Origin of the sequence: Limosilactobacillus oris DSM 4864 (assembly GCF_001434465.1) — a bacterium.
In the GTDB taxonomy this organism is placed as follows: domain Bacteria; phylum Bacillota; class Bacilli; order Lactobacillales; family Lactobacillaceae; genus Limosilactobacillus; species Limosilactobacillus oris.
In genome coordinates this window covers 63,587-86,783 of record NZ_AZGE01000001.1, presented here as the reverse complement: position 1 = coordinate 86,783, position 23,197 = coordinate 63,587, and the positions used below count along the sequence as shown (strand labels likewise).

Annotated in this window: 25 protein-coding genes and 1 pseudogene; 5 read left to right on the top strand and 21 right to left on the bottom strand. The window is 39.8% G+C overall.

Annotated features, from left to right (window positions below; translation table 11 throughout):
- Positions 1-379: 379 nt before the first annotated feature.
- Entirely contained in the window at positions 380-1,651 is a 1,272-nt protein-coding gene (locus FC49_RS00445) for an ATP-binding protein (RefSeq protein ID WP_003714855.1), read from the top strand.
- Between the two features lie 112 nt (positions 1,652-1,763).
- Here FC49_RS00445 and FC49_RS10020 read toward each other — a convergent pair whose 3' ends face one another.
- The 3 genes from FC49_RS10020 to FC49_RS00435 form a co-directional block, all read right to left on the bottom strand.
- The gene (locus FC49_RS10020) at positions 1,764-1,931 is read right to left on the bottom strand and encodes a hypothetical protein (protein WP_164477252.1); all 168 of its coding nucleotides are present in this window, start codon (positions 1,929-1,931) and stop codon (positions 1,764-1,766) included.
- 27 nt (positions 1,932-1,958) lie between these two features.
- Positions 1,959-2,963 carry an aldo/keto reductase gene (locus tag FC49_RS00440; RefSeq protein ID WP_056983729.1) on the bottom strand — a complete coding sequence of 335 codons (1,005 nt, stop codon included), beginning with the start codon at positions 2,961-2,963 and terminating at the stop codon, positions 1,959-1,961.
- Positions 2,964-3,062: 99 nt separating this feature from the next.
- Positions 3,063-3,713 carry a glucose-6-phosphate 1-dehydrogenase family protein gene (locus tag FC49_RS00435; RefSeq protein ID WP_056983728.1) on the bottom strand — a complete coding sequence of 217 codons (651 nt, stop codon included), beginning with the start codon at positions 3,711-3,713 and terminating at the stop codon, positions 3,063-3,065.
- Between the two features lie 270 nt (positions 3,714-3,983).
- Here FC49_RS00435 and FC49_RS00430 point away from each other — a divergent pair.
- Positions 3,984-4,309 (top strand): annotated as a pseudogene (locus tag FC49_RS00430) (DMT family transporter).
- A 64-nt stretch (positions 4,310-4,373) separates the two neighbouring features.
- On the opposite strand, the gene FC49_RS00425 reads toward FC49_RS00430, so the two are convergent.
- The 3 genes from FC49_RS00425 to FC49_RS00415 form a co-directional block, all read right to left on the bottom strand.
- Positions 4,374-5,240 carry an alpha/beta hydrolase gene (locus FC49_RS00425; RefSeq protein ID WP_003713789.1) on the bottom strand — a complete coding sequence of 289 codons (867 nt, stop codon included), beginning with the start codon at positions 5,238-5,240 and terminating at the stop codon, positions 4,374-4,376.
- Complete coding sequence (locus tag FC49_RS00420) at positions 5,227-6,528, bottom strand: PTS sugar transporter subunit IIC (RefSeq protein ID WP_056983726.1); 1,302 nt, start codon at positions 6,526-6,528, stop codon at positions 5,227-5,229. Before FC49_RS00420 ends, FC49_RS00425 begins: the two co-directional genes overlap by 14 nt.
- 106 nt (positions 6,529-6,634) lie before the next feature.
- Positions 6,635-7,675, bottom strand: coding sequence for an alcohol dehydrogenase catalytic domain-containing protein (locus FC49_RS00415; protein ID WP_003713822.1), 1,041 nt, complete (start codon positions 7,673-7,675; stop codon positions 6,635-6,637).
- 211 nt (positions 7,676-7,886) lie between these two features.
- Here FC49_RS00415 and FC49_RS00410 point away from each other — a divergent pair, with 211 nt between their 5' ends.
- Positions 7,887-8,729, top strand: coding sequence for an IS30 family transposase (locus FC49_RS00410; protein WP_003713796.1), 843 nt, complete (start codon positions 7,887-7,889; stop codon positions 8,727-8,729).
- Between the two features lie 232 nt (positions 8,730-8,961).
- Here the strand turns inward: FC49_RS00410 and FC49_RS00405 are convergent, their stop codons facing one another.
- The 12 genes from FC49_RS00405 to FC49_RS00350 form a co-directional block, all read right to left on the bottom strand.
- Entirely contained in the window at positions 8,962-9,378 is a 417-nt protein-coding gene (locus FC49_RS00405) for a MerR family transcriptional regulator (protein ID WP_003714929.1), read from the bottom strand.
- Between the two features lie 36 nt (positions 9,379-9,414).
- Positions 9,415-9,762 carry a MerR family transcriptional regulator gene (locus FC49_RS00400; RefSeq protein WP_056983725.1) on the bottom strand — a complete coding sequence of 116 codons (348 nt, stop codon included), beginning with the start codon at positions 9,760-9,762 and terminating at the stop codon, positions 9,415-9,417.
- Between the two features lie 12 nt (positions 9,763-9,774).
- Entirely contained in the window at positions 9,775-10,227 is a 453-nt protein-coding gene (locus tag FC49_RS00395) for a flavodoxin family protein (RefSeq protein WP_056983723.1), read from the bottom strand.
- 172 nt (positions 10,228-10,399) lie between these two features.
- Positions 10,400-10,957 carry a flavodoxin gene (locus FC49_RS00390; RefSeq protein WP_235804855.1) on the bottom strand — a complete coding sequence of 186 codons (558 nt, stop codon included), beginning with the start codon at positions 10,955-10,957 and terminating at the stop codon, positions 10,400-10,402.
- Positions 10,958-11,168: 211 nt separating this feature from the next.
- Positions 11,169-12,341 (bottom strand): MFS transporter, encoded by a 1,173-nt coding sequence (locus FC49_RS00385; protein WP_056983720.1) that lies wholly within the window; start codon positions 12,339-12,341, stop codon positions 11,169-11,171.
- A gap of 124 nt (positions 12,342-12,465) precedes the next feature.
- Positions 12,466-13,752: a ferric reductase-like transmembrane domain-containing protein gene (locus FC49_RS00380; protein ID WP_056983718.1), complete on the bottom strand. Its 1,287-nt coding sequence runs from the start codon at positions 13,750-13,752 to the stop codon at positions 12,466-12,468.
- Positions 13,753-13,771: 19 nt separating this feature from the next.
- Entirely contained in the window at positions 13,772-14,395 is a 624-nt protein-coding gene (locus FC49_RS00375) for a flavodoxin (RefSeq protein WP_056983716.1), read from the bottom strand.
- Between the two features lie 19 nt (positions 14,396-14,414).
- Positions 14,415-15,242, bottom strand: coding sequence for an alpha/beta hydrolase (locus FC49_RS09685; RefSeq protein ID WP_162253469.1), 828 nt, complete (start codon positions 15,240-15,242; stop codon positions 14,415-14,417).
- A 70-nt stretch (positions 15,243-15,312) separates the two neighbouring features.
- Positions 15,313-15,903: a flavodoxin gene (locus tag FC49_RS00365; RefSeq protein WP_156402449.1), complete on the bottom strand. Its 591-nt coding sequence runs from the start codon at positions 15,901-15,903 to the stop codon at positions 15,313-15,315.
- Positions 15,904-15,998: 95 nt separating this feature from the next.
- Positions 15,999-16,877: an alpha/beta hydrolase gene (locus FC49_RS00360; protein WP_056983710.1), complete on the bottom strand. Its 879-nt coding sequence runs from the start codon at positions 16,875-16,877 to the stop codon at positions 15,999-16,001.
- A 1-nt stretch (position 16,878) separates the two neighbouring features.
- Positions 16,879-17,763, bottom strand: coding sequence for an alpha/beta hydrolase (locus tag FC49_RS00355; protein WP_056983708.1), 885 nt, complete (start codon positions 17,761-17,763; stop codon positions 16,879-16,881).
- A 40-nt stretch (positions 17,764-17,803) separates the two neighbouring features.
- The gene (locus tag FC49_RS00350; RefSeq protein WP_056983706.1) at positions 17,804-18,982 is read right to left on the bottom strand and encodes an oxidoreductase; all 1,179 of its coding nucleotides are present in this window, start codon (positions 18,980-18,982) and stop codon (positions 17,804-17,806) included.
- Between the two features lie 159 nt (positions 18,983-19,141).
- Between FC49_RS00350 and FC49_RS00345 the strand changes: the two genes are divergently transcribed.
- Both FC49_RS00345 and FC49_RS00340 read left to right on the top strand, forming a co-directional pair.
- Positions 19,142-19,720 (top strand): TetR/AcrR family transcriptional regulator, encoded by a 579-nt coding sequence (locus tag FC49_RS00345; RefSeq protein ID WP_056983704.1) that lies wholly within the window; start codon positions 19,142-19,144, stop codon positions 19,718-19,720.
- A gap of 120 nt (positions 19,721-19,840) precedes the next feature.
- Positions 19,841-20,800 carry an NAD(P)H-dependent flavin oxidoreductase gene (locus FC49_RS00340; protein ID WP_056983702.1) on the top strand — a complete coding sequence of 320 codons (960 nt, stop codon included), beginning with the start codon at positions 19,841-19,843 and terminating at the stop codon, positions 20,798-20,800.
- Positions 20,801-20,857: 57 nt separating this feature from the next.
- On the opposite strand, the gene FC49_RS00335 is transcribed toward FC49_RS00340, so the two are convergent.
- The 3 genes from FC49_RS00335 to FC49_RS00325 all read right to left on the bottom strand — a co-directional run bounded on the left by FC49_RS00335 (position 20,858) and on the right by FC49_RS00325 (position 23,154).
- Positions 20,858-21,178 (bottom strand): carboxymuconolactone decarboxylase family protein, encoded by a 321-nt coding sequence (locus tag FC49_RS00335; RefSeq protein ID WP_056983699.1) that lies wholly within the window; start codon positions 21,176-21,178, stop codon positions 20,858-20,860.
- Positions 21,179-21,201: 23 nt separating this feature from the next.
- Positions 21,202-21,945, bottom strand: a complete 744-nt coding sequence (locus tag FC49_RS00330; RefSeq protein ID WP_056983697.1) for an SDR family oxidoreductase — start codon at positions 21,943-21,945, stop codon at positions 21,202-21,204.
- A gap of 222 nt (positions 21,946-22,167) precedes the next feature.
- Positions 22,168-23,154 carry an aldo/keto reductase gene (locus tag FC49_RS00325; RefSeq protein WP_056983695.1) on the bottom strand — a complete coding sequence of 329 codons (987 nt, stop codon included), beginning with the start codon at positions 23,152-23,154 and terminating at the stop codon, positions 22,168-22,170.
- Positions 23,155-23,197 lie beyond the last annotated feature (43 nt).

The following is a 23,197-nucleotide window of genomic DNA, read 5'->3' as shown; positions in this document are numbered from 1 at the left end:
GTGCCGATAACAAGTTAATAATAAGGAAGCCAACAGCTTGGTGAACCGTTAAGCTGTTGGCTTTTAAATTCTAAAATTTCTTTCTCCTGATTTAATTGTAAATGAAACGTCATTAATTGCCTTTTTTCGGCCGTAGTACACGTTTAAATGACTGACATTCAGCATAATTGCACTCCCCCTATCTATGTTTCTACTATAAAGTTAGCACTAAATTTACCGGGGGGGGAGAAGCGCTTTATTATCAATAAGGTGAATTGCTAAATGCGAACAGTTATTTTCTGTAAGCTACATAGAACAATTTATTAATATTATTGACCTCTATATAGAACAATATTACAATTAAAACAATACATATAGACGCAAAAAGGAGTGAGCTAACATGAATACGGATACCTTGGCTAGTTTAATTCTTGACCAACAACAAATTATTAAACGAATACAATTAGTTCCTCGCGAATTTAACTTTGAAGACAACATGGACTATGTCTTAGTCGGCTTACGGCGGGCGGGAAAGTCTTTTTTGCTCTTTCAACGAGCACAAGAATTGCTTAAAAAAGGAATTTCGTTAGAACAAATCATCTACATCAACTTCGAAGATGAGCGCCTAATCAATTTTAAGTTAGAAGACTTTAACGACATCCTGGTGGCAGCTAACCAAATTACCACCAAGAAACACTATTTTTTCTTTGACGAGATTCAAAACATCACCGGTTGGGAGCACTTTGCCCGGCGGATGGCCGATCAAAAAGAAATTGTATACATTACCGGAAGTAATTCTAAAATGTTGGGACACGATATTATCATGCGACTTGGTGGACGCTACCTAACTAAATACGTTTCACCATTTAATTTCAATGAATTCCTTACCGCTAATGAAATTCCTCACACTCAAACCGACTTACTACTCACAAGTATTAAGGGCAGAGTGAGGGCAAAGGCAAATGAATATCTTCAATACGGTGGCCTTCCCGAAGCAATTCAGCTTCAAGACAAACGAAATTACCTCAATAATATTTATCAGAACATTTACCTCGCCGACATCATCGTCCGCAACAGAATTCGGAATCCCGAGGCACTACGGATCATGATTCGAAAAATTGCCGATACTGTCATGCACGAGCTTTCTTACAGTAAGCTGTATAATGCTGTCAAAAGCGTTGGCCTTACGGTTAGTAAGAATTCGATCATTGAATATGTTGAAAATGTCAAGAATGCTTATTTACTGTTCACTACCAAGAATTATTTCAATAAATTTACTAGTCGGGAAAGCATTCCTCGCTATTATTTTACTGATAATGGCCTTCTAAATATTTTTCTCGTAAATAAAAGTGCGTCATTACTTGAGAATCAGGTGGCGGTTAAACTCTTTAACCAATACCAAAATAAAATCTATTATCTTAAATCTAATAAGACAGGGATCGACGTCGACTTTTATGTTCCCGAAGCACAAACAGCAATTCAAGTTGCCTGGACCATTCAAGACGAAGCAAGAGAAAGAGAAGTTAATAACCTGATTAAATTGCATCACAGTTTCAAGGACGCCCAGCAGTTAGTAATTGTGACGAAGGATGATCGAAAAGAAATTATTACCAAAGACGGCGCTGAGATTAAAGTAGTTCCGTTGGTTGATTTTCTCTTGAACCTCGACTAATCAAAAATGAAAACTAGCATTGAAAGACAAACGACCCAAATCAGCTATTACCGTCGATTTTGGTCGTTTGTTGCTTACTAGGGAATAAGAAAGTTTGGCCGATGTTTAGTCTTCATCTTGTCCCCCAGCCATATTTTCCAAAGCGTTTCTTCATATCTTCTTCGTTAAGGAGTAGATCATACTCAAAAGATTGTTCAACCAGGTGCCAATCATGTTCAACATCAGCTGATCTTATAATTAAACGATCCTGATTTGTCCCTCCAGCCGCTTTATAATTCATCCACTCATCTCGCACATAAGTATGTCATTACCTTACATCCTTAGGCAACAGGCCCGTCGGATTGCTATCCAGCGCACCGACAATCTCATGGGCAGTGTAAGGTTCATCAAGGTAGGCAACCTCTTCTGGCGTCAGCACAATTTCAGTGGCTTGGGCCGCGTCGTCGAGATATTGTTCCTTCGTCGCTCCGACAATCGGTGCCGTCACTCCCTTCGCCCACTGCCAAGCAAGAGCAATCTGTGACATCTTAACATGATGCTTTTCCGCTAATCCTGCCACCCGTTTGATGATCGGCAGGTCTTGCTGTTCAGCGTGGTCGTACTTGGACCGGGCCGAAGTGTCGACTTGGCTCCGTTTCGATGAACTGTCCCAGGTTGGCCGCGCCAGGTGTCCACTAGCTAGCGGACTGTACGGCATCAGCATCACCCCGTCCTGCTTGCAAATCGGGAGCAGTTCCCGTTCGTCTTCCCGGTACAGGAGATTGTAGTGATTTTCCATTGCAACAAACTGGTGCCAGCCATTCTTTTCCGCAACGTGTTGCATATTTTGGAACTGGTAACCGTACATGGCGGAGGCACCAATTGCCCGAACCTTTCCTTCTTCAACCAGGTTGTTAAGAGCTTCCATTGTTTCTTCGATTGGGTGGTCATAGTCAAAGCGGTGAATGATGTAGAGGTCTAAGTAGTCGGTTCCCAGCCGCTTTAGGGTTCCGTCAATTTCCCGGTTGATAGCCTCCTTGGAGAGACGGCCGTCATTGAAGTAAACCTTGCTGGCAATCGCCACTTGGTCTCGCGGAACCTGGTGTTTCTTTAGTGACTTGCCGATAAATTCTTCACTGGTCCCGGCACCGTAGACGTTGGCGGTGTCAAAAAAGTTAATCCCTAAGTCAAGGGCGTGCTGAACCATCTGACCAGTCTGGTCTTCGTCCAAAATCCAGCGGTAGGTTTTCACTGCGGGGATCCCGAAACTCATCCCCCCGACCGCTAACTGAGAAATTTTAATATCTGTTCCTGGAATATGACTGTATTTCATTTGGCACCCTCCTGTCTTCTTGCTAATTTTCAGTATAAAGAAGGGCGGATCCAATGTTAAATACTTATCATTGATGGCAACCTATCTAAGAAGTGAATATCAAAGCTGTTCATATAACGGCAACAAGTCGTTAATGGCCGTCAAGATATACTCTTCCAAATCGTCAACGGTGTCCTGACGCCGAAAAGCAAATTTTCCCAGGAGGAAACTCGTCTGCAAAGCTGTGTTATTAAAAGTCTGTCGTTTCTCCTGATCATCAAGGTACTCTGCTAGTGATAAATGGTCAGCAAACTCCATTTCATCCTTGTCCCACAGATACCAGTGAGCAGGATCGATTCCGTCAGCCCAGGCTGGCAGCTGGGGTAAAAGCTGGTTATACTCTGCCGCCGTGCCGGTCCGCTGGTCGCTCTTGTAATGCTGAAACATCAGGTAAACCTGAAATTGCTTGCGGTCCAGCATTACCCCAACACAGGGATTGGCATCGGCCAGCCGTGCCAGCCGGTAAGCGGCCCAGTAGTGGTCACGTAAGTTCCAGCCATTAGTCCAGCTCTCGACGTGGACTTTTGCAAATTTGCCCGCTGGTAATTCTTTTGCCACGTTTTGCTGAACCTGTTTCCAAGTCTGCCAAACGGTTTTAAATTTGGCCTTTAATTGGTCAACCTCAGCGGGCGTGCGTTGCTCCTTGATCTTTTTGAAAGAAAATTCGGGCTGGTCAAAGATGGCATACATTTCTTCTGTTAAAGCGGTCACGGTATTATCCTCCTTAAAATCTAATTTGATTCTACAAAATCCCTAAAATTGCCGGTGCTCAAAAATTCTGTACCTAGTCCTATATTAAATTACCTCGTTATATTCAGCCGGTTTTGAAATACCCACCATTTGCCATTAACGATTAACTTTGGTAAGCTAACTGGTAAATACCAATATTCCCACCGGGGAAGCCGAACAACTATTACCACCATTAGGTCATTGAAGATGGTAATAACTATTCGGCATTTTTTATTTTAGGAGGAAATGATAATGGCATGGATTTACTTGTTGATTGCGGGAATTTTTGAGGTGGTTTGGGCAACGGCAATGAAGCTCAGCAATGGCTTTAGTAACCTCCCTTACGCGGCGCTAACGCTGGTGGGGATGATCATCTCCTTTGCCGGCCTGGTAATGGCTACCAAGCACCTGCCGCTCAGCCTCGCCTACCCTACCCCATCTGGACAGGAATTGGCGCGGTTGGTTCAATCATTGTTGGGGTGGTCCTCTTTCACGACCAGTTACCGGCAATCACTTGGGTTTTCGTTATCCTGTTAATCGTTGCCATCATCGGCATTAAGCTAACGGCGGGCCACTAAAATAAACGGCAGGAATCTGATCAAAAAATCAAATCCCTGCCGTTTATTATTTCGCAGCCAACGGTTAATTTGCAAGCCTTGCCGGTCTCCTGCCATTTAGTCGCTGCGGATTGTCGTGTTCAAGAATGTTCTGCTGGATCAGGTCCAACACTTCCTGGTTTTGGGGTAGTGCCGAATGCTGAGCCAGTTTCCCGGTCACCGTTACCTGGGTGTAATGCTTAACCGTCCCCTGGTAAATATACTTGCCAGCCATCACACTACTGAGTGGGACCAGACCGTCCTCGACGTAGTTTTCCGAACCGGCTACCGAGTACATCGTCAGGTTGCTGGGCAGGTTCTGCCGATACTTAATGAAGTCGGTCAGCATTTGGGTCCGTCGGTTGGCCGGTTCCGCAAAGTTATACGGTGTCCCAATCGTCATCAGGCGTTTGATTTTGATCTGCCTTTCACTGAAGTAGTGTTCCAAGAAGTAGGTATAAATCAGTCCCCCATTAGAGTGACCGATCCCCTTAAAATTATTGAAATTATAGCGGACTTTCAGTTGGTTAAACGCCGCCTTAAACATTTTAGCCTGTTTCTTGATGTTGTTATAACCATCGTGGTTATTTTCAAAGCCAACGACGATGAATGGTTCGTTATCGTTTTGGCGAATTTGTCCAGTATAGGTGATCTTACCGTTATTGTAGACCTTCACCTTTAACAAACTATGGTTTCGGTGGTCCATCCGGTTAATCTTGGCAACCAGTGTATCAAAGCGATTTACGGTCGCGCTGCTTCCGGGAATCATAATTACTGGTGACATCCGTGATTGCTGCCGCCGTTCGAGGACGTCAATGCTCTGGCGTGACCAGCAATAGGAAAAGAAGGTCAGGATGGTAAAAATCCCCACAAAGACAGCAATAATCCACTTGCGCCGCTTAGTCATTTTCATTTTGAGACGCTTCCTTTCCGCCGTTTGCTTGGTGGGGCTCAAATGCCCACTTAATAAAGGGAAGATAGACGGCAATATCAAGGAGCAGTAAGGCAATCGAAAGCACCAGGGCTCGCCAATCGCCACCCGTCCCAATAAACGGAACCAGGATTCCTGGGGTCCCATTAGGAACCGGGTAAACAATTGGCGGAATGATGTGCAGGAAAATGAAGCCACTGGCAATCACCATATTAAGAACCGGCAAGAAAACGAACGGCAGGACAAAGAAAGGATTGAGAAATACCTGCGCCCCGAACATGATTGGCAGGCCCGTATTGAAGATTGCTGGTAGGGCACTCCACACGGCCACCGTTTGCTGGTTCTTGTGTCGACCAATCCACAGAATCCCAATTACCAGTGCTAACGTAACCCCCACACCCCCAAAGTTGGCAAAACCGTTGTAGAGCGAGGACGGGGTAAAGGGGTACGGAACATTGACGAGGGTCTTATGGGTCAGTGCATAGACCAAATTGCTCGTCACCTCGTTGTTATAGGCCCCGGATGATAAGCGAACTGGTTCTGCAAACCCTAGCCAAACCGACACGGTATTATTGAGTGAAAGAAAGCCATTTAATAAATAATTACTGTTTTTGCTAATCGAAGACGTCAAAATCTGGTTGGCGGTGACGTCGAGGTTGAAGATCCGTAATAAGGCGTAGCCCAAGTGGAGCACAAACGCCCCACTAAGGATTCCCACGACTAAGGGCAGGTTTGCCAGGCTCTTGCTCATTAATTGTTGATCCCTTAACCGAACATCAGCAATGCTGAATTCTTTACCCCACTTAGCAAAGATCAGGCCAATGGCGTAGCCAATCAAAACGGCAACTATAAGCCAACCGGCATTGTAATAACGCATTTCGATTGTCTGCGCCCCCCGCTGGCTATGGAAGAAAATTAAAATATACGTGGCCGCAGCTGTTAAACCAGCAATAATGTTGGGGTGCTTATAGTGATAAGTTGTTAGCGTCGCGCTCGTGAAGGCTGCATATGGCGACACTAAACCAATCGTCGCCAAAGTGATGTCGTTGAATAGTTGCCGCCAAAACTGCATATAGGGCAACCACTGACGAACCCGAAAAATATTTGCTAAAAAGCCGTTAGTGGCTAATAAGTTATCGCTAATCATCCAGGTAAAGGACCCAATCAGGGCCACTGGAAACAGGATAATCATTGTTTGCTGCATGATTTTGACAAATGGCCGCTCGTTAAACCACGTCGCCCAGTTGACAAACCGTCGCTTCTTCCCCATGAGGCACCTCCAATTTTGTTTCCTTCCTATTATAAAGCTAGATAATGAAAAAGAGGACGGAAATTTCCCTCCTCTTCATTATTAATCTTAATTACGCCCCATTGGTTTATTTACTAACAATCAATAATGACTTGATTGCTTCACGCTTGTCCATTGCCTGGTATGCGTCTTGGATGTTATCCAATGAGAAGCTCTTCGTAAAGACCTTACCAGGATTAATTTTACCATCGAGGACTGCCTGTAATAGGACTTCCTTATCTGGCTTAGTAACGGAGGCAATTCCCCCGCGGAGACCAACGTTCTTCCAGAAGAGTTGGTTGGACTTTGGTTCAGTTTGCGGAACACCAACCCGGCCGATGACGGCACCAGGACGGGCAATCTGACCAGCTTGGTCAATCGCGCTAGTGGCACCAACACATTCCAGCACAGCGTCAGCACCGGCATTCTCCTTGGTCAATGCCAGAACATCCTGCACTGCTTGGTCGCCTTTTGTCGCCACAATATCAGTTGCACCAAATTCTCTACCTAATGCCGCCCGATCCTCATGGTGGCTAAGCAAGATGATCTTTTCGGCGCCTAAGAGCTTGGCACCAATCACCCCACACAGGCCAACAGCACCGTCACCAATCACCGCAACCGTGTCGCCTTCCTTTACTTCAGCACTCTTAGCGGCATGGAAGCCAGTAGCCATAACATCAGAAAGGGTCTGTAAGGAGGCTAATTGGTCAGCAGTATAATCTGCTGGAGTACCCGGAATTTTAACTAAGCCGGAGTTGGCTGGTTCGTACTTCATAAATTCTGCTTGGTAACCGCCATTTGTCCCTGGTTTCTGGTTTAGACAGTTACCTTCGAAGCCATTCACACAAGCAACACAGTGACCACAACCATGAGTAAACGGTACGATTACAAAGTCACCTGGCTTGATCTGATCAACATCATCGCTAACACTTTCGACCACTCCGATGGCTTCATGGCCGACTAAGGAATTTGCTTGCCGTTTGGCAATTCCCCGATACCACCATAAATCAGAGCCACAGACACTCGCCCGGACTACTCGAATGATGGCTTGGTTGTCACCATCAATTGTTGGCTTAGGAACATCGTGAATTTCAACTTTTTCTGGTTCCATAAATACGGCTGCTTTCATTTATATCCGCTCCTTTAATGTTTTTTGCATTGTATCAACTTAACAGTTCTTACTATAAACCTTGAAGTCGACTATAAGGCAAGCAAAAATTTAGCTAGTATGTAGTTTAAGCATGTTTTTTTTCGTCATTTGTAAAATTAAGTTAGAAAAAATAAAAAGCCATTTGTGATAGACTTTTGAATATCCCTAATCAAAAGAAAGACAATCACAAATGACCTATAAACATCTTACCACACGTGAATTAACTCTCATAGCTGATTTTTGGTATCAAGGTACTAAAGCTTATCGGGCTGCTAAATTACTTCAGCGTAGTCAAGAAACCATCTATCGTGTTTATCGTTTCCTCAACGACGGTAAAACCATCGACCAATATCTTCAGACTTATCAGCGACATAAGCGTCGTTGTGGTCGGAAGCAGACCCAACTGCCAACTATCGAAGTTAACTATATCCATGCGCAAATCAAGGCAGGTTGGACTCCTGATACTATTATTGGTCGTCATGAACACCCAATTAGCTGCAGTATGCGCACCCTTTATCGCATGTTTGCCCGCAATCAGTATGGCTTTTCCGTTAAACAGCTACCGATGAAAGGAAAACGCCATCCCAATGGCTATGTGGAACATCGTGGTAAAGTAGAGCGACAATCCAAAGTAATGATTGTCCTTAATATTCATCATAAAACAGACGAAGCAGTGAATTGCCAGCTTGATCAATGGCTCGCTAAACTGCCACGTCACTTTGTTAAATCAATTACTTTTGATAACGGAAAAGAATTTGCTGGATGGCGAGAAATAGCCAATAAGTATGATCTTCACACCTATTTTGCGGAAGTCGGTGCTCCCAATCAACGAGGGTTAAACGAAAATAATAACGGCCTCTTGCGTCGTGATGGTCTTAGTAAAAAGCTAGATTTTCGCGATTTACCAGACGAACTAGTCACTCAGCTAATGCATTGTCGCAACAATATCCCACGAAAATCTCTTAATTATCGTACACCATTAGAAGTATTCTTGAGTCATGTCACAGAAGAACAACTTTCACCTTTTTTCTAATTTAAATTGACATTTCAGGTCTATTTTAATCATGGTGTTAGCCATACATAATCCAATCCTTTGCAATGAGATTAGTATAGGCTACCAAACTGTGAAAAGAAAAACAAGGATAAATTTAATAATCCCGAATACAGTGAACTTCTATCTGCCCTCGTTGAATTATTCAATGCCCCATAAAAAACAAAACCACGCTCCCGGATTATAATAACGGGAGCATGGTTTAGTAATATCTTTATTCATCTTCATCCAGCATCTTTTTCTTCTTTAGCTCATAGTATTCTTCTTCATCTAAGAATGGCATCACGTGATCTTCAAAGTGATCAAGCTTATAAGATAGGTAATTTAAAGTCTTATCAAGTTCATTCCGTTTAGCCAGTAAAATATCATACTGTTCCTTGACTAGTGACTTTTGGGCATCGCGACTATCACTATGTTCACGATATAATCCAACAAAGTCAATCAATGATTCAACTGACATTCCCGCATTACGCATTGCCTTAATAAACAGCGCCCACTTAATTTCATTTTCTGTATAGTTGCGGTAACCACTGGCATTCCGCGGGACCTCTGGAATCAATCCGCTATTTTCCCAATATCGTAAGGTTTCTTTTGGAATATCCAATCGTTCACTTACTTCTTTGATGTTCATTTACATTCCTCCTGTACCTTCTTTAATTCTAACACATCAAGCAAGTTCTTCTTTCTCAACCATCTTTTCCATCTCGTTGATGCAATCAGTTAAGCATTGATGGTCTTCCTTTAATTGGTTCAACTGCTCCTGAAGTAAAGATTGCCGGGCAGGAATAGCTTTTTTACCTAACATTGCTAACTTGACATATTCGATTTGAAAATCAGGAGAAACATTCATCATATTTAGTAGTTTAGCGTATTTAACCCATCGAACATCCGCATCAGTAAAGGTTCTTAACCCGTCACTATCGCGTGTAACAGGTGGAATCATTCCGAGACGTTCCCAACGACGAATTGTATCGGTAGAAATAGATAGTTTCTCCGCTACTTGTTGAATGTTCATTGTTTTACTCCTTTAATTCAATTCTTTAAGCCATGTTGCTAAATTATTTGATCCTTCATGTGCAGGGAGCACATTTAGTTTACCAGCCCATTGCTTAAATGTTTCTTCATATCCATTTGCCATTCCGGCATCAGTATAAAAAGATGCTACTTTACCAGAATAATTTTGGATTTTTTCAAGGAAGGTGTGAACTGGAGTTGCTGGTGCCCCTCGCCATACAGGACTACCAACTAAAATAAGATCATATTGGTCGGTGTTTGGCATTTCATTAACTAAATCAGGATATTGGTTATTGTTAATTTGTGCTGTCGCAATTTCATCAGTCTTATACATATCTTGATCGAAAGTATTATCAGGTGCCTCTATTTTATACATATCAGCGTCATCAATTATCTGTTTTAATTTTTGCGCAACACTTTCAGTTCGTCCTGACCAGGAATAAGTCGCTATTAATACTTTTGACATTATTTCGTCCCCCTTATCTAAACTTTGCTACTACTATAAACCCTGCAGTTAACTTTAAGGCAAGATATTAATTTAAACTTTTTAACCACCGTTCAATTTGATAATCAGAACGGTCAACCTTATTACCATCCACTACTAATGGGCGAGAATACACAGTAGCTTGTACTCCTTTTTAGCGGAGAATCTGTGAAATTCGCTGAACACTATTTCCCTGTCCATAACCACCTTCAGACATAAAAGGAACAATTTGTTTTTGATTCAATAAATTTCCATAATCAAGCAGGAAGGAAGTCATTGGATGTGATAATGTCATTGCCCAAATCGGATATCCTAAATAGACACGGTCATATTGACTTAAATCTGGTACCGACATTTTTAACTCTGGATAAGATTCAGTTTGGCGTTCAAAATTTGCTCTTGATAACGTTTGTCGATAATTTCCTGAATATGGTTCATCAACTACAATTTCTAGAATATCAGCTCCGGTAAGTTTAGCCAATTTGGCGGCTAATAACTCGGTACTTCCAGATCGTGAAAAATAAATAATAATCTCTTTTGCGTCTTTTGTTAATCGCCGAGTTGGCTTATTTTGACTATTAGTATCTTTTCCATCCGAAGGAACCCCATAGCCATTTCGCCATTGAAGTGCCGGCATTCCTAATTGAGGTGCCTGAATCGGTTGACCATCAATTTTAGCTGTAATTTGTACATTTCGTTTAAAAAGCGCCATTATGTTCACTTCCTAACGTCTATTTGTCGTACCTGTACTCATGATTAAAAGCAGTATAAATAAAACACTAAGTCCAATTAATTAATTTACTATCATTTCCCTTCCTCCTTAAATTTTGCATTGATTTTCATTGATATTATGTAGGTACTATAAACCTTAAAGTTTGCTGTAAGGCAAGTGTTTTTTAGAAAAAATAATATTTTATATGATTTTAGTTTTGATCAACTGCACTATTTAATTTTTGACGATTCAAGATGAAAACCAATAAGATAATTGGAATTAAAATAAGCATTATTGGATAATACCAACGAATTGAGAAAATATTACTAATTAAGCCACCCAGAATAGGGCCTAATGCCATGCCAATATCAAGGCCAAGATAAAAAGTCGAGCTGGCAAGGCCTTGCTCTTCAATTGGTGCAAGCAAGAGTGATGTTGACTGACAAATTGAAAACATTATCCCATAGCCAAGCGCCATCATCCCTGCTGCAATTGCCATTTCGAAATTGTTATTCATAATTGTTAAAAAAATAATGTAAACTACTGTTGCGATAGTACAAATACCAAACCAGATCCCAAACCTAACAGTATCGAAATAATTTTTTAGCGAAATCCGAATAATAAACAAAACAATTGCATAAATCAGAAAATAAAGACTAATGGTAACATGTAATCCGCGTTGTGCAACATATTCTACAATATCAGCTTGCGTTGCAAAATAGGGGATAGAGAACAACGAGACGATTACTGCTACAGGTAAGGCATCACGTTGAAGGATTTTAAAGTGATTTGTCTTTTTTATAGTTGTTACTGGTTGAGCGCGGTTACCAATAAACTGAATCGCAATAACCATTAAAATAACAGCAACAGTTGAAATACTAAGCATCGCCTTATAGCCAATCACTTGGTAAAGACTAATTGCTAATGCTGGTGCTAGTGCCATTGAGGTTGCATTTAACAGGCCATAATATCCCATGGCTTCTCCAACATGATTACGGGGCACAAGAAAAGCTAACCATGTAGCCATGCAGACGGTACAAAAGACGAACCCTGTTCCATTAATTAGCCGAAATAAGAGTAGTAATCCCGCTTTTGGCGTAATAATGTAACCAATATTACCAATTGTACACAAAATTCCTCCAATAAGCGTCAATCGAAACTTTGAAACTTGATCAGTCAAGTTACCGGCAATCGGTCGTAGAAACATTGAGGTGATACTCATTATTCCAACAATAATTCCTGCAAATGCACTACTAGCACCTAAACTTTTCGCATAACCATTAATCAATGGGTTGACTGACATCACACTAAACTGAAATAAAAATGTAGCAACCATAACTAAAACAATATCTTGCGAAAAGAACGAATCATTCTTTCTTCTCATTTAATCGCTTCTTTCTTTAACTTGTATCTACTATCTACATGTGCACACCAAATAAGCGCCAATCATCCGAAGTTCCGAATGATTGGCGCTTATTTATAACTATCATTGTGACGACAAGGTTTTATCACATTGTCATCCGTTCATCCATTAACCGATTTTTTTCAAAGCCAAGTTTCCGTAATTTTCGACGTACGTAAAGAATCCGTGCTGCAGAGCCAACGATAATTACATTAGCATTTTTTAATTCATTACTACTAATAACTTGAATTAAATCCTTTGGTGTAAAGCGATGAACTTGTGCATCTACCTTTACGCCTTTCTTTCTTAAATCAGTAAGTATTTTTTGATAATAAGGATTATTTACTTGTGGTCCTGACCAGATAAGATGTAACTGTTTTAATCCTGCATACTGTTGCGCCAAACTAATTAATGGTGCAACCCCTGACCCAAGGCCGTATAAGATAAGAGGATCTTGACTATTTTTTACTTCACGGTTAAATAAGCCAAAAGGTCCTTCTAATTTTACTTCCGTCCCTACTGGAACATTGGCTATTTTTTGCGTAAAGTCTCCTAGACTATGAATCATAAAACTAACTTCATTCGGCTTATTCCGTGGCGCCGATGCAACAGAAAATGGATGCGGTTCTTTAGAGATTCCTTTTGCATTTCTGAATGATAAGAAGTAAAAATCACCAGCTTGGTAACTTTCATTATTATTTTCAAATTGCAGCGTTAACTCTTGCATCGATGGACCAAGCGAAACATTATTTTTTACTTTTGCCGCTGAATGATAACGACCAATTTTTAACTTCCACCAGCAATAGAAAATAACTGTTAGTCCGGTATAAATATCGAAAGTTAACCGAAATCCAGGAACCACGCCAAGTCGCGGAATTACATGTACATGAACCCAAATCAAAGCAATGACGACAAAGTTCAATCGATGAATCCACATTGTTACTTGGTGATTTAACAAATGACGTTCAATCCACACCTTTAGCCGATTTAAATTACGCAAGCGATCTACTAGCCAGCCTGATAAAAAGAGAACAGCATAAGCTAATAAAAAGATTTCCAAATACCAAGCAATATTTCCTGTTTGCTTAATTAACGGAAACATGGAAAAAGATGTAAATCGATGAATTGTTGCAGCAATTAATGCCATTACACCTAATGCCCCATGGATGGCGTATAATGCGGGCATGCCAATTTGTTGTATTAGCCAATGAGGACGCGTTGACATCAAAATAATCATTAGCCACCAGACGTAAGCAACAACTCCCAAGTCATATGCTAGTAAGTGTCCAGGGGTATCAATTAAACCGCGATTTAAGATAATAATTAACGGAAACGGTGAAATTATTAGTACTAACCACGTTAAAGCTAGGTAAATTCGACGGCTTTTTTTCATCTTTTACTCCTGCCTAGTACTAGTAGCCCAAGTCGTCTAACCAACTATTTACTTGACTCCGTACACGGTTAGGATTGTTCTTAACCGTATTTCCAGTAGCAGTAAATCCTTGGCGAACCTTTGACTTAGGGAATTGCTTCTTCAAGACTTGGCGAGTATTTCCTAATCCTGAACCTTCGTTAGTAGTAAATGGAATTAATGTCTTTCCGTTCAAGCCACTTTCCTTATCAAGGAAGGTCCGAACAACCATTGGATATTCACCCCACCAAATTGGGCCACCAATGAAGACAGTATCGTACTTACTTACATCTGGTAACTTGCCCTTAATTGCGGGACGAGCATTTTGATTTTGTTCACGTTGAGCCACTTGAGTAGTTCGATCATAGCTCTTTGGGTAAGCCTTCTTCGGAACAATTTCATAAGTATCAGCGTTAGTTTTTTGTTGAATAAAATCTGCTACCCGGGCAGTATTTCCACGCTTCAACCTGCCACCGTAAACACCTTGAGTTCGTGAGAAATAAACAACTAATACTTTCTTGTTGTTGCTAGCAGCTTGTGCACTACTGTTTGAATTAACTGCAAAGCTAGCTACCGCAGCAAATACAGTTACGATCACAGTAATAACTGACCAAAATTTCTTCATGATTTGACTCCTTCTTTCTTTAATTAAAGATTTGGTTCGCATAGTGATTAAAAATTTGCGCAATTGTTTGCGGACTATGGGTCCCATTTGGCGCTTGATAATACTTTAAGTTTTGCTTATCGAATTCTGATAAGCGGCGCATTGCATTGATCTGCGGTGTCATTGATCCAGACGTTCCATCATCAGCACCAACACCAGCTAAAATCTTAAATTTCATATTTGGATTATCCTGCACTGTCTTTGCAAGACGTTGTGCAGTTCGCGTACTTGCGGCAGCACCACCGTCATCAGTAATTGTCCAACTATCACCAGCCATTGGAAGATAAGTACTAAAGTATGGCAATTGATATTCAAAAACATACCAAGTAGTGATGCTTCCCATTGAAAAACCGCCAAATGCACGGTGTTTTCGTGAATTTCTTAATTCTGTTTTACTTGTCCCATTGGCATAAGTACTATAGTGACCTTCGACAGCTGGAATAAGATCATTAACTAATTCATTTTGAGCAAATGCGCGATTTAAACGATTATCGCGATAATAATTTGAAGTAACAAAACGTCTCGATGGATAATAGGTAGGGAATACAACAATCGTATCTTTTAAGCGTCCATTTTGATTTAACCGATCTAATAAGCGTTTAAATCGTCCATTGCGAAAGAAATCTTGACTACTTTCCGTTGATCCATGCAACAAATAAACAACATTATATTTTTTTGTATCGGTATAGTCTGTTGGGAGATAAACTAAAGCCTGCTTATTATATTGACGACCTTGATATTCAGTCTGATACCGAATCATTTCTGTTCGAGAAGCCGCTTCAGCATGATTGGAATTAATTAAAATCATTAATCCTAAAACACCTCCAACAGTAAGTACTATTTTTAAGAGTCTAGCAAGCATTGGTCTTCCCTACTTTCTAGTTATTATTTTGTAGGAGACCATTACGTTGTAAGAACCGCCGTAACTGAGCGTTGTTATTATCATAGCGGAAGCCCGACTTGATTGTTGCTCCATCAGCCTTCGCTAACCGACGCATCGTTGGCATTGAATCTTTCATTGGGGTACTCATGCTGGTAGTAAATGGAATTATCGTCTTACCACGGAAGTCATAAGTATCAAATAAGGAGTGGATTACCATTGGCGGTTGTTGCCACCATGTTGGGAAACCAATTAAAATCGTGTCATATCGATTTAAGTTAGGAATATTACGCTTAATTGCTGGGTGAATGTTTCGACGGCGTTCACGATCAGCTACCCGTGCATAATTGTCGTACCCCTTAGGATAAGCTTTCGCACGTTGCAATCGGACAATATCAGCGCCAGTATCACGTTGAATTTGTTCAGCTGCTTCTTTAGTTGTACCGGACATTGAGAAGTAAATAATCAATGTTCGATTATTTGAGGCAGCTTGAACTTGACGAGTTTGTCCAAAGCCAATAATCATTGCTAAAACGGTAACTACTGTTGTTAAGATGGAAATAATCCATCGGTTCTGCATTCGCATCATTACTCACTTCCTAAATTTATATTTGAGATTGTGAGTAGTATAGACCTTAAAGCTGACTTCAAGGCAATACCTTTTTTAAATTTTTTCATTATATTTTAATCAGATATATTAACTTCCCAGAAATTGATGGCGTCATTAATCCAACCTTCTGCAACCGTTCCTTCACCTAGTCCAAAACCGTGGTTAAGTCCAGAATAAACATGAAATTCAGTTGGAATTCCAAGTTGCTCCAAATAAAAGAGACGTTGTTTCATAGTTCGCCAATTAGCAATCCAATCATTATCACCAACGCTAACATAAGTAGGAGCGTCAGCCGAGGATACCCTACTAAAGCCGGTATACTGCATAATAACTGCATCAGCTTGTGGAATATCTGAGCGACCAGTTAATTGATAAAGCACTTCTTTATTTCCGAGTTCGGCTGCCATTCGCGCTCCAGCAGATCCTCCCCATAACGAATAATGACGTGGATTCACTCCTAGTTCTGTGGCATGATCCTCAATAAAGCAAATTGCTTGGGCCAAATCTTCATACGGATTCGTTGGCCGATAGATTAATGCAAATGCATTGTAGCCATACTTACTAATCTCTAAAGCATGAGGGAAACTATCCTGCATTGCTGCTACATATGCAAAGCCACCACCCGCATTATTAATTGCAAATGGTGCTCCTTCTTTTCCACGAAAGAAATAAAGGCCAGTATTAGCTTGACTCGGATGAGCTGCGATTTCATCTTCAGAATAGATCGGGTAAAAGATTTGGTGCTTCTTTTGTTCTGCTGCCAAATAATTTAAAACTTCTACTGTTTTATTTGCCTTAATATTTGAATACCAAATGTAGTGAGCGCTGTTACTAATTTGCGCTAACGTTTCATTTGGATTAAATGGACGATCCACTGGAAATAGTAATCGGCCAGCATTCCCAAAATAATTTTCTACATCATTGACTGTTGAGTTAAGGGTAAATTGAGCCATTTTAATTCTCCTTCCATAATTGAATTAAACAATTGTAAAAATCTTCAAGGGCATTTTCCGGACTATGTGTTCCACCAGGGGCAACAAGATAATATAAGTTGCCGTCTTTTTCGTTTCCCGCAAATTTAAACATCTCTTTATAGGATGCCATTGCTTGAATTTGGGCAGTAAACCCCGAATAAGCAAAATCCGCCGTCCCTGAAGCCGCAAAAATATAGAAATCAAAGGAACGATACCCTTGCTTTTCAACAAATTTTGCAAGAAGCTCGGCGTTTGCGGTTAAAGCACCACTAGACGGGAAAAAGTAGCGGAAATACCTTAAGCAGTATTGAAAAACATGCCAAGTAGTTACTGAACCCATTGAAAAGCCACAGAATGCACGATGATCTCGAGAATCAATCAAGCCTTGTTCTGTAACATTTTCAGCATAAGTACTAAATTCATTTTCAATCGCTGGAAGGAGGTCATCAGCAAGTTCATTGTGGTAATTATCAGTTAACTGCAACGCCAACCCATAATCACTACTATCTTGAACGCTTAGATTGTTATAAGTTGGGCATACCACAATCATGGGAGTAATCTTTCCTTCTGCAATCGCATTATCCAAAATATTTTTTAATGGATGAGGATCGTCAGGAGTACCTAAATAAGTAGTTTCGTCACTCCAACCTCCATGCATTAAATAGAAAACATTGTATTTATTATCGGAAGAGTAGTTGTAAGGGAGGTATACAATAGCACGTTTTGTCAATTTTTGGCTCTTCTGTTGATAGCTAAATGATTCATAGGTATCGTAGTTAAAACTAACAAGTTTTCCTGGTTTATCATTATTTTTCTGTAAATATCGACTAGGAATTTTTTGTAGTTGAGTTGGAAATTGGAGCATTTTTACATTCACCTCTTCTATCAATTATTAAAAATATCGATTAATCTAAACCTGGTAATGGAATCCCATTACGATATGAAACTACTCGTGTTGACCCATCTTTATCTGCATAGTTATCTACGAATCCATCAGGTAGTCCAACAGCTTTAAGCTTTTCAATTGTAGTCGTATTAACAATTTCTTCTGGTCGGTCTTCCGCAATCTTTTGAACAAAATCAGGATCCATTAATAATTCACGACCAACATATACCCCTTCGGCATCAGTTACAGCCGCCAATGCATCATCAGCTGTTAAAACATTACTTCCGATATAAATTGGACAATATCCGCGTAATGCAGCCCGATAATATTCAGGAAAACTCTTATTAGTGCCCTTTACTTTGACGTCATAACTAGGTCGCACACTATTAGAATAGTCTGCCGATAAATTCAATGAGATGTTTAAATAATCAATTCCAAGTTCAGCGACCTTTTTAGTTTGGGCAAACATATCATCAACATCATAGCCAATTTCATCACCATGCTTTTCTTGTGGACTAATACGCCATCCTAGGATAAAGTTAGCGTTTCCTGATTCAGCAATTACTTTTTTAACTGCACGTTGAATAGCCAATGGTAATGCCATTCTCTTTTCACGTGAACCACCCCATTCATCAGTTCGGTGGTTGGCGCTAGCAGAGAAAAATTGTTGAAGCAAATCATGGTTACAATTATGGACTTCAATCCCATCAAACCCAGCGGCAATCGCTCGTTTAGTTGCTTGGACATAATCATTAATTACTTGCTCAATATCAGCCGTCGTCATTTCGTCAACATCATAATCAAGCCAAGGAAATGGCAACTTACTTGGTGCATATACTCGATAGCCCTTTGCTACTGATCCACCAGCACCGCGGCCTGCATGCGAAAGTTGCAAAATAGCTTTCGCACCCCCAGCCTTCATTACCGTGGCTAATTTTGCTAAGCCATTGATGTCTTCATCATGAGCCACGCTAAGTTGTCCTGGAACTTGGTCACCGGAATCATTAACATAGGCATAACCGGTAACTGCAATCCCTACATTAGCTGCACGGCTTTTCATATATTCCAGTTGCTGGTCTGTTACTTGTCCATTTTCTGCTGAATCATCACACATTGGAGCAAGCATAAAGCGATTTTGTGCTTTAACTCCATTGCTAAAAGTAACTGGTTCAAATAACTTTTTATATTTTGTCATCATTAACTCACTATCCTCAATTTATTTGGTAATAGTGTAGACCTTACAGTCGACTTCAAGGCAAATTAAAAATATTGAGTTTCATCTCCCATCCCCCCCTTTTTCAAAAATGAATATATTTTTAATTTTGAAAATATATATTTTTAAAGCTAAAATATATATATGCAAGTTAAAGATTTTAATAAAAAGAAAAAAATATTAGATAGTACAAATAGTTTAATCATTAATCAAGGAATGGAAAATCTCTCAATCAGCAGGGTTGCTAAACAGTCCGGTATTTCTGTCGGGACAATATACATATACTTTAAAGATAAAGATGACCTTATTTATCAAACTTATATAGATAGAATTAAGTTTTTTAGTGATTATATTAATGAAAATATCTCGAAGCATGGAACAGCGGTTATTAAACTCACTTCATTTATGTATAATATCTATCAATTTGGAAAACAATTTCCTGATCAGCTTTTACTTATCGATACCATCGTTTCTAGTCATCGTCGTATTGAATTTTTTAAAGAAAAAATTGAACCTCAAAATATTACAAAAAGATGGTACAAACTAATTGAGGAAGGTATTACAAATGGTGAATTTAGGGACATTGATCCTTATGCTACAAGCTTTCTAATTTTCCATTGTATTATTGGTTACTTAAAAGATCTTAAGAATGAAGCGTATAATCAAAAAAACATATCGATAGAGGAAATTATCGATATGTTAATTACTGGTTTGAAAAAGTAATAGCTTATGGATGATGAATAGAAATAATTTCTACTCCTCACCCATTTTCTTTTAACTCGCTTGACAATAATGAACAATCATTTATTATTGGAATCGATATATAAAAAATAAGGAGTTATTATGAAAAATAAAGTTACACAAATTTTAAATATTAAGTTTCCCATCATTCAAGGTCCTATGAATTGGCTAACCGATGCTAAATTCGTTGCAGCTGTCTCTAATGCAGGTGGATTAGGAATATTAGGTCCAAACGCTGGTCAAGAGAACCCAACCAGAGATTCTAATGAAATTGTTAATAGGATGCATCAAGAAGTTATTAAAACTAAGGAGTTAACAAATAAACCCTTTGGCATGGTTTTAGTTATCACAATGAACGCTAAGGATACGCAAGCTTTGGTTAATATTGCTATTACAGAGCACGTACCTGTAGTAATGATTAATGGTGTTCCAGGAATTTTAAAACCAGAGCTTATTACTCCTCTTAAAGAAAATAATATAAAAATTATTTATCGTCCTCTTAATCCTACCGTAGCAGAAGTTCGAGAAGCAGAAAAAGCTGGAGCCGATATTATCGTTGCAACTGGCTTTGACGAAGGAGGTACTCTTCCAAAACAGGTAATTGGAACTTTTAATATCGTACCAACTATTTCTGATGCTATTAATATTCCTGTAATCGCAGCAGGAGGAATAACTGATATTCGCCATGTGCGAGCTGCTTTTGCTCTTGGAGCTGAAGGGGTTTATGTTGGAAGTGCCTTCTTAGCTACTAAAGAGAATCGTGCTGCTTCCAATATAAAGGAAAGTATTGTTAATAGTACCTCAGATGATCTTTATCTTTTCCGCACGCTTCCATACTTTTATCGCTCCTTACCAACAACCCTTGGAAAAAAGTTAAAAAACATGAGTGATAGTGGAGCTTCGCGTGAAGAAATTGATCAATTAATGCATGGAATGATGAGAATAGGAATGTATAAAGGTAAAGAGGAAGGTTATATTTCTTTAGGGAACGGAATTTCAGAAATTCATTCAATTCTTTCAGTCAAAGATCTAATTTCTAATTTAATGCAAGACTTTATTTAAAAAATATGGCTCAACAACAATTGGTATATGCTGTTGAGCCATATTTTTTATAACTATTTAATCTGTCCAAATTTCCTTAGCAATATTAAAGGCAGACCAGGCATTAGGCCAGCCAACATAAAAGGCTAATTGAGTAATTACTTCAACAATCTCATCCTTAGTAATACCGTGTTCTTTAGCCAATTTCATATGTGCCGGAAGTTGAGCAAATGCTCCCTTGGTAATTAAGGCAGAAACAGTGACCATGCTCCGGTCACGAGGACTCAATTCTTTTTCCCGCGACCATACTTGACCAAAAAGAACATCATCATTTAATTCAGCAAACTTCGGTGCAAAGTCACCTAAATTATCCCGTCCAGCTGTTTGCTTTTTAGCCATTATAAAGACTTCCTTTCTTTATATTACATTTGTTGGCTAGTTGGCCGAATAATAACTTCATTCCAAGCTGCATCTGCAGGAAGGTCCATTGATTGCTTAATGGTTTGAGCGATTCGATCAACTGGAATACTAAAGTTCTTATAGAATTCTTCAGTTCCCTTCTTAACGTTTTCATCGGTAATCGAGTTGACCAATCCAGTATCAACAGCACCTGGTGAAATCAAAGTTACCCGAACATTAGATTGGGCTTGGGCCATTTCCTGACGAAGACCTTCACTAATTGCACGAACAGCATACTTAGTCCCTGAATATACTGAGCTCAATGGGCCGACAATGTGACCAGCAATAGAAGCAATGTTGATAATTTGACCACTCTTTTGCTTCATCATGTATGGTAAGGCAGCACCGATACCATAAAGTGTCCCCTTGATATTGATATCAATCATCATATCCCAATCTTTAACCTTCTTTTGTGAAAGTAATGATTGAGGCATAATACCAGCAGAATTAATCCAAACATCAATCTGACCAAATTTATCCATGGCTAACTTAGCTAATGCTTCTACTTCATCATCGTTAGTAACATCAGTAGCAGCGTAGACAGCTTCACCACCAAGTTTTTCGATATCCTTAGCAATTTCTTGAAGACGATTTTCACGACGAGCGCCGAGGACTAACTTATCGCCATCCTTAGCGAGGAGTTTAGCAGTTGCTTCACCCATTCCGCTAGATGCACCAGTAATTACGACTACTTTACTTTCTGCCATTTGCTTTTCCTTCTTTCGTAATTGATTGACACTAGTTTAAACTATGGAGTCTACTCCAAGGCAAGAATATTTTTTAATTATTTTCCTAATTGATCATCTCCTTTTCTAAATAAATCATAAACTTTGGGCCATACTAACGAGCAAGTATTTACACTCAAAATACTTAGATAGCAATAAAATAAGGAACCTTGATCTTAGTAAATCTTGGTTCCTTTTTAATGCTTATTTTTCAATCTTTGTTCCGCCAAAGACCTCTGACATTGGTACAGCATCAAGTGCCTTATCAATTTGAGCAACTTCTTCAGGGGTCATCTTGATTTGAGCAGCCTTCAAGTTATCTTCAATCCGGTTAAGGTGCCGACTACCTGGAATTGGAACAATGTATGGTTTCTTGTTGACCATCCATGCCAAGGAAATTTGTGCTGGAGTAGCATCGTGATCTGCAGCAATCTTATCAAGCAATGCTAATAATTCCTTGTTCTTTTCTAAGGCTTCTGGCGTAAATTGTGGCATTTTATTTCGTAAATCCTTATCCGAGAAACTGCTTTGCTTAATTTGACCAGTTAATAAACCATTTGCTAATGGTGAAAATGCAACTAAGCCAACATTTAATTCTTCAAGTACTGGGAAAAGATCTTCGTATTCCCGGTACATCATTGAATAACGGTTTTGCACTGCGGTTACCTTGCAAACTGCATTAGCACGACGGAGGTAATCTTCATTAGCTTCAGAAATACCCCAATGCGTAATCTTACCTTCATCCATTAATTCCTGCATAACCTTGGCAACTGTTTCCGGTTCAACATTTGGATCAATCCGGTGTTGGTAGTAAAGGTCAATATGGTCAGTATTAAGGCGCTTTAATGAACCTTCAACTGACTTCCGAATCGTTTCTGGACTTGAGTCAACTTTAATTCCAGTTCCTTCATGAGCTGCAATTCCAAATTTTGTAGCGATCACAACTTGATCACGCACATCATGAAGAGCTTTCCCAACTAATTCTTCGTTATAATTAATTGAACCATCCGGATTCGTGCCTTGATAAATCTCAGCAGTGTCAAAGAAACGGTAACCCATGTCATATGCGGCACGGATTGTCTTCACAGCTTCATCAACATCTGTTGGCTTACCATATCCATGAGAAAATCCCATACAACCAAGGCCGATTGCTGTTACTGTTAAATCTTTTCCTAATGTCCGTGTTTCCATAAAAACATCCCTCCATTTTTTGATATTGGTATTCTAAACCTTG

Coding starts and splice junctions, on each gene's coding strand:
- FC49_RS09685 (WP_162253469.1), bottom strand. CDS start 15,242: ATGATTTTAATTAATTCCAATCATGCTGAAGCGGCTTCTCGAACAGAA.
- FC49_RS00330 (WP_056983697.1), bottom strand. CDS start 21,945: ATGGCAGAAAGTAAAGTAGTCGTAATTACTGGTGCATCTAGCGGAATG.
- FC49_RS00425 (WP_003713789.1), bottom strand. CDS start 5,240: ATGAAAATGACTAAGCGGCGCAAGTGGATTATTGCTGTCTTTGTGGGG.
- FC49_RS00385 (WP_056983720.1), bottom strand. CDS start 12,341: ATGAGAAGAAAGAATGATTCGTTCTTTTCGCAAGATATTGTTTTAGTT.
- FC49_RS00375 (WP_056983716.1), bottom strand. CDS start 14,395: ATGAAGAAATTTTGGTCAGTTATTACTGTGATCGTAACTGTATTTGCT.
- FC49_RS00440 (WP_056983729.1), bottom strand. CDS start 2,963: ATGAAATACAGTCATATTCCAGGAACAGATATTAAAATTTCTCAGTTA.
- FC49_RS00380 (WP_056983718.1), bottom strand. CDS start 13,752: ATGAAAAAAAGCCGTCGAATTTACCTAGCTTTAACGTGGTTAGTACTA.
- FC49_RS00355 (WP_056983708.1), bottom strand. CDS start 17,763: ATGCTCCAATTTCCAACTCAACTACAAAAAATTCCTAGTCGATATTTA.
- FC49_RS00400 (WP_056983725.1), bottom strand. CDS start 9,762: ATGAACATTCAACAAGTAGCGGAGAAACTATCTATTTCTACCGATACA.
- FC49_RS00420 (WP_056983726.1), bottom strand. CDS start 6,528: ATGGGGAAGAAGCGACGGTTTGTCAACTGGGCGACGTGGTTTAACGAG.
- FC49_RS00335 (WP_056983699.1), bottom strand. CDS start 21,178: ATGGCTAAAAAGCAAACAGCTGGACGGGATAATTTAGGTGACTTTGCA.
- FC49_RS00445 (WP_003714855.1), top strand. CDS start 380: ATGAATACGGATACCTTGGCTAGTTTAATTCTTGACCAACAACAAATT.
- FC49_RS00340 (WP_056983702.1), top strand. CDS start 19,841: ATGAAAAATAAAGTTACACAAATTTTAAATATTAAGTTTCCCATCATT.
- FC49_RS00360 (WP_056983710.1), bottom strand. CDS start 16,877: ATGGCTCAATTTACCCTTAACTCAACAGTCAATGATGTAGAAAATTAT.
- FC49_RS00390 (WP_235804855.1), bottom strand. CDS start 10,957: ATGGCGCTTTTTAAACGAAATGTACAAATTACAGCTAAAATTGATGGT.
- FC49_RS10020 (WP_164477252.1), bottom strand. CDS start 1,931: ATGAATTATAAAGCGGCTGGAGGGACAAATCAGGATCGTTTAATTATA.
- FC49_RS00410 (WP_003713796.1), top strand. CDS start 7,887: ATGACCTATAAACATCTTACCACACGTGAATTAACTCTCATAGCTGAT.
- FC49_RS00350 (WP_056983706.1), bottom strand. CDS start 18,982: ATGATGACAAAATATAAAAAGTTATTTGAACCAGTTACTTTTAGCAAT.
- FC49_RS00365 (WP_156402449.1), bottom strand. CDS start 15,903: ATGATGCGAATGCAGAACCGATGGATTATTTCCATCTTAACAACAGTA.
- FC49_RS00325 (WP_056983695.1), bottom strand. CDS start 23,154: ATGGAAACACGGACATTAGGAAAAGATTTAACAGTAACAGCAATCGGC.
- FC49_RS00345 (WP_056983704.1), top strand. CDS start 19,142: ATGCAAGTTAAAGATTTTAATAAAAAGAAAAAAATATTAGATAGTACA.
- FC49_RS00405 (WP_003714929.1), bottom strand. CDS start 9,378: ATGAACATCAAAGAAGTAAGTGAACGATTGGATATTCCAAAAGAAACC.
- FC49_RS00395 (WP_056983723.1), bottom strand. CDS start 10,227: ATGTCAAAAGTATTAATAGCGACTTATTCCTGGTCAGGACGAACTGAA.
- FC49_RS00415 (WP_003713822.1), bottom strand. CDS start 7,675: ATGAAAGCAGCCGTATTTATGGAACCAGAAAAAGTTGAAATTCACGAT.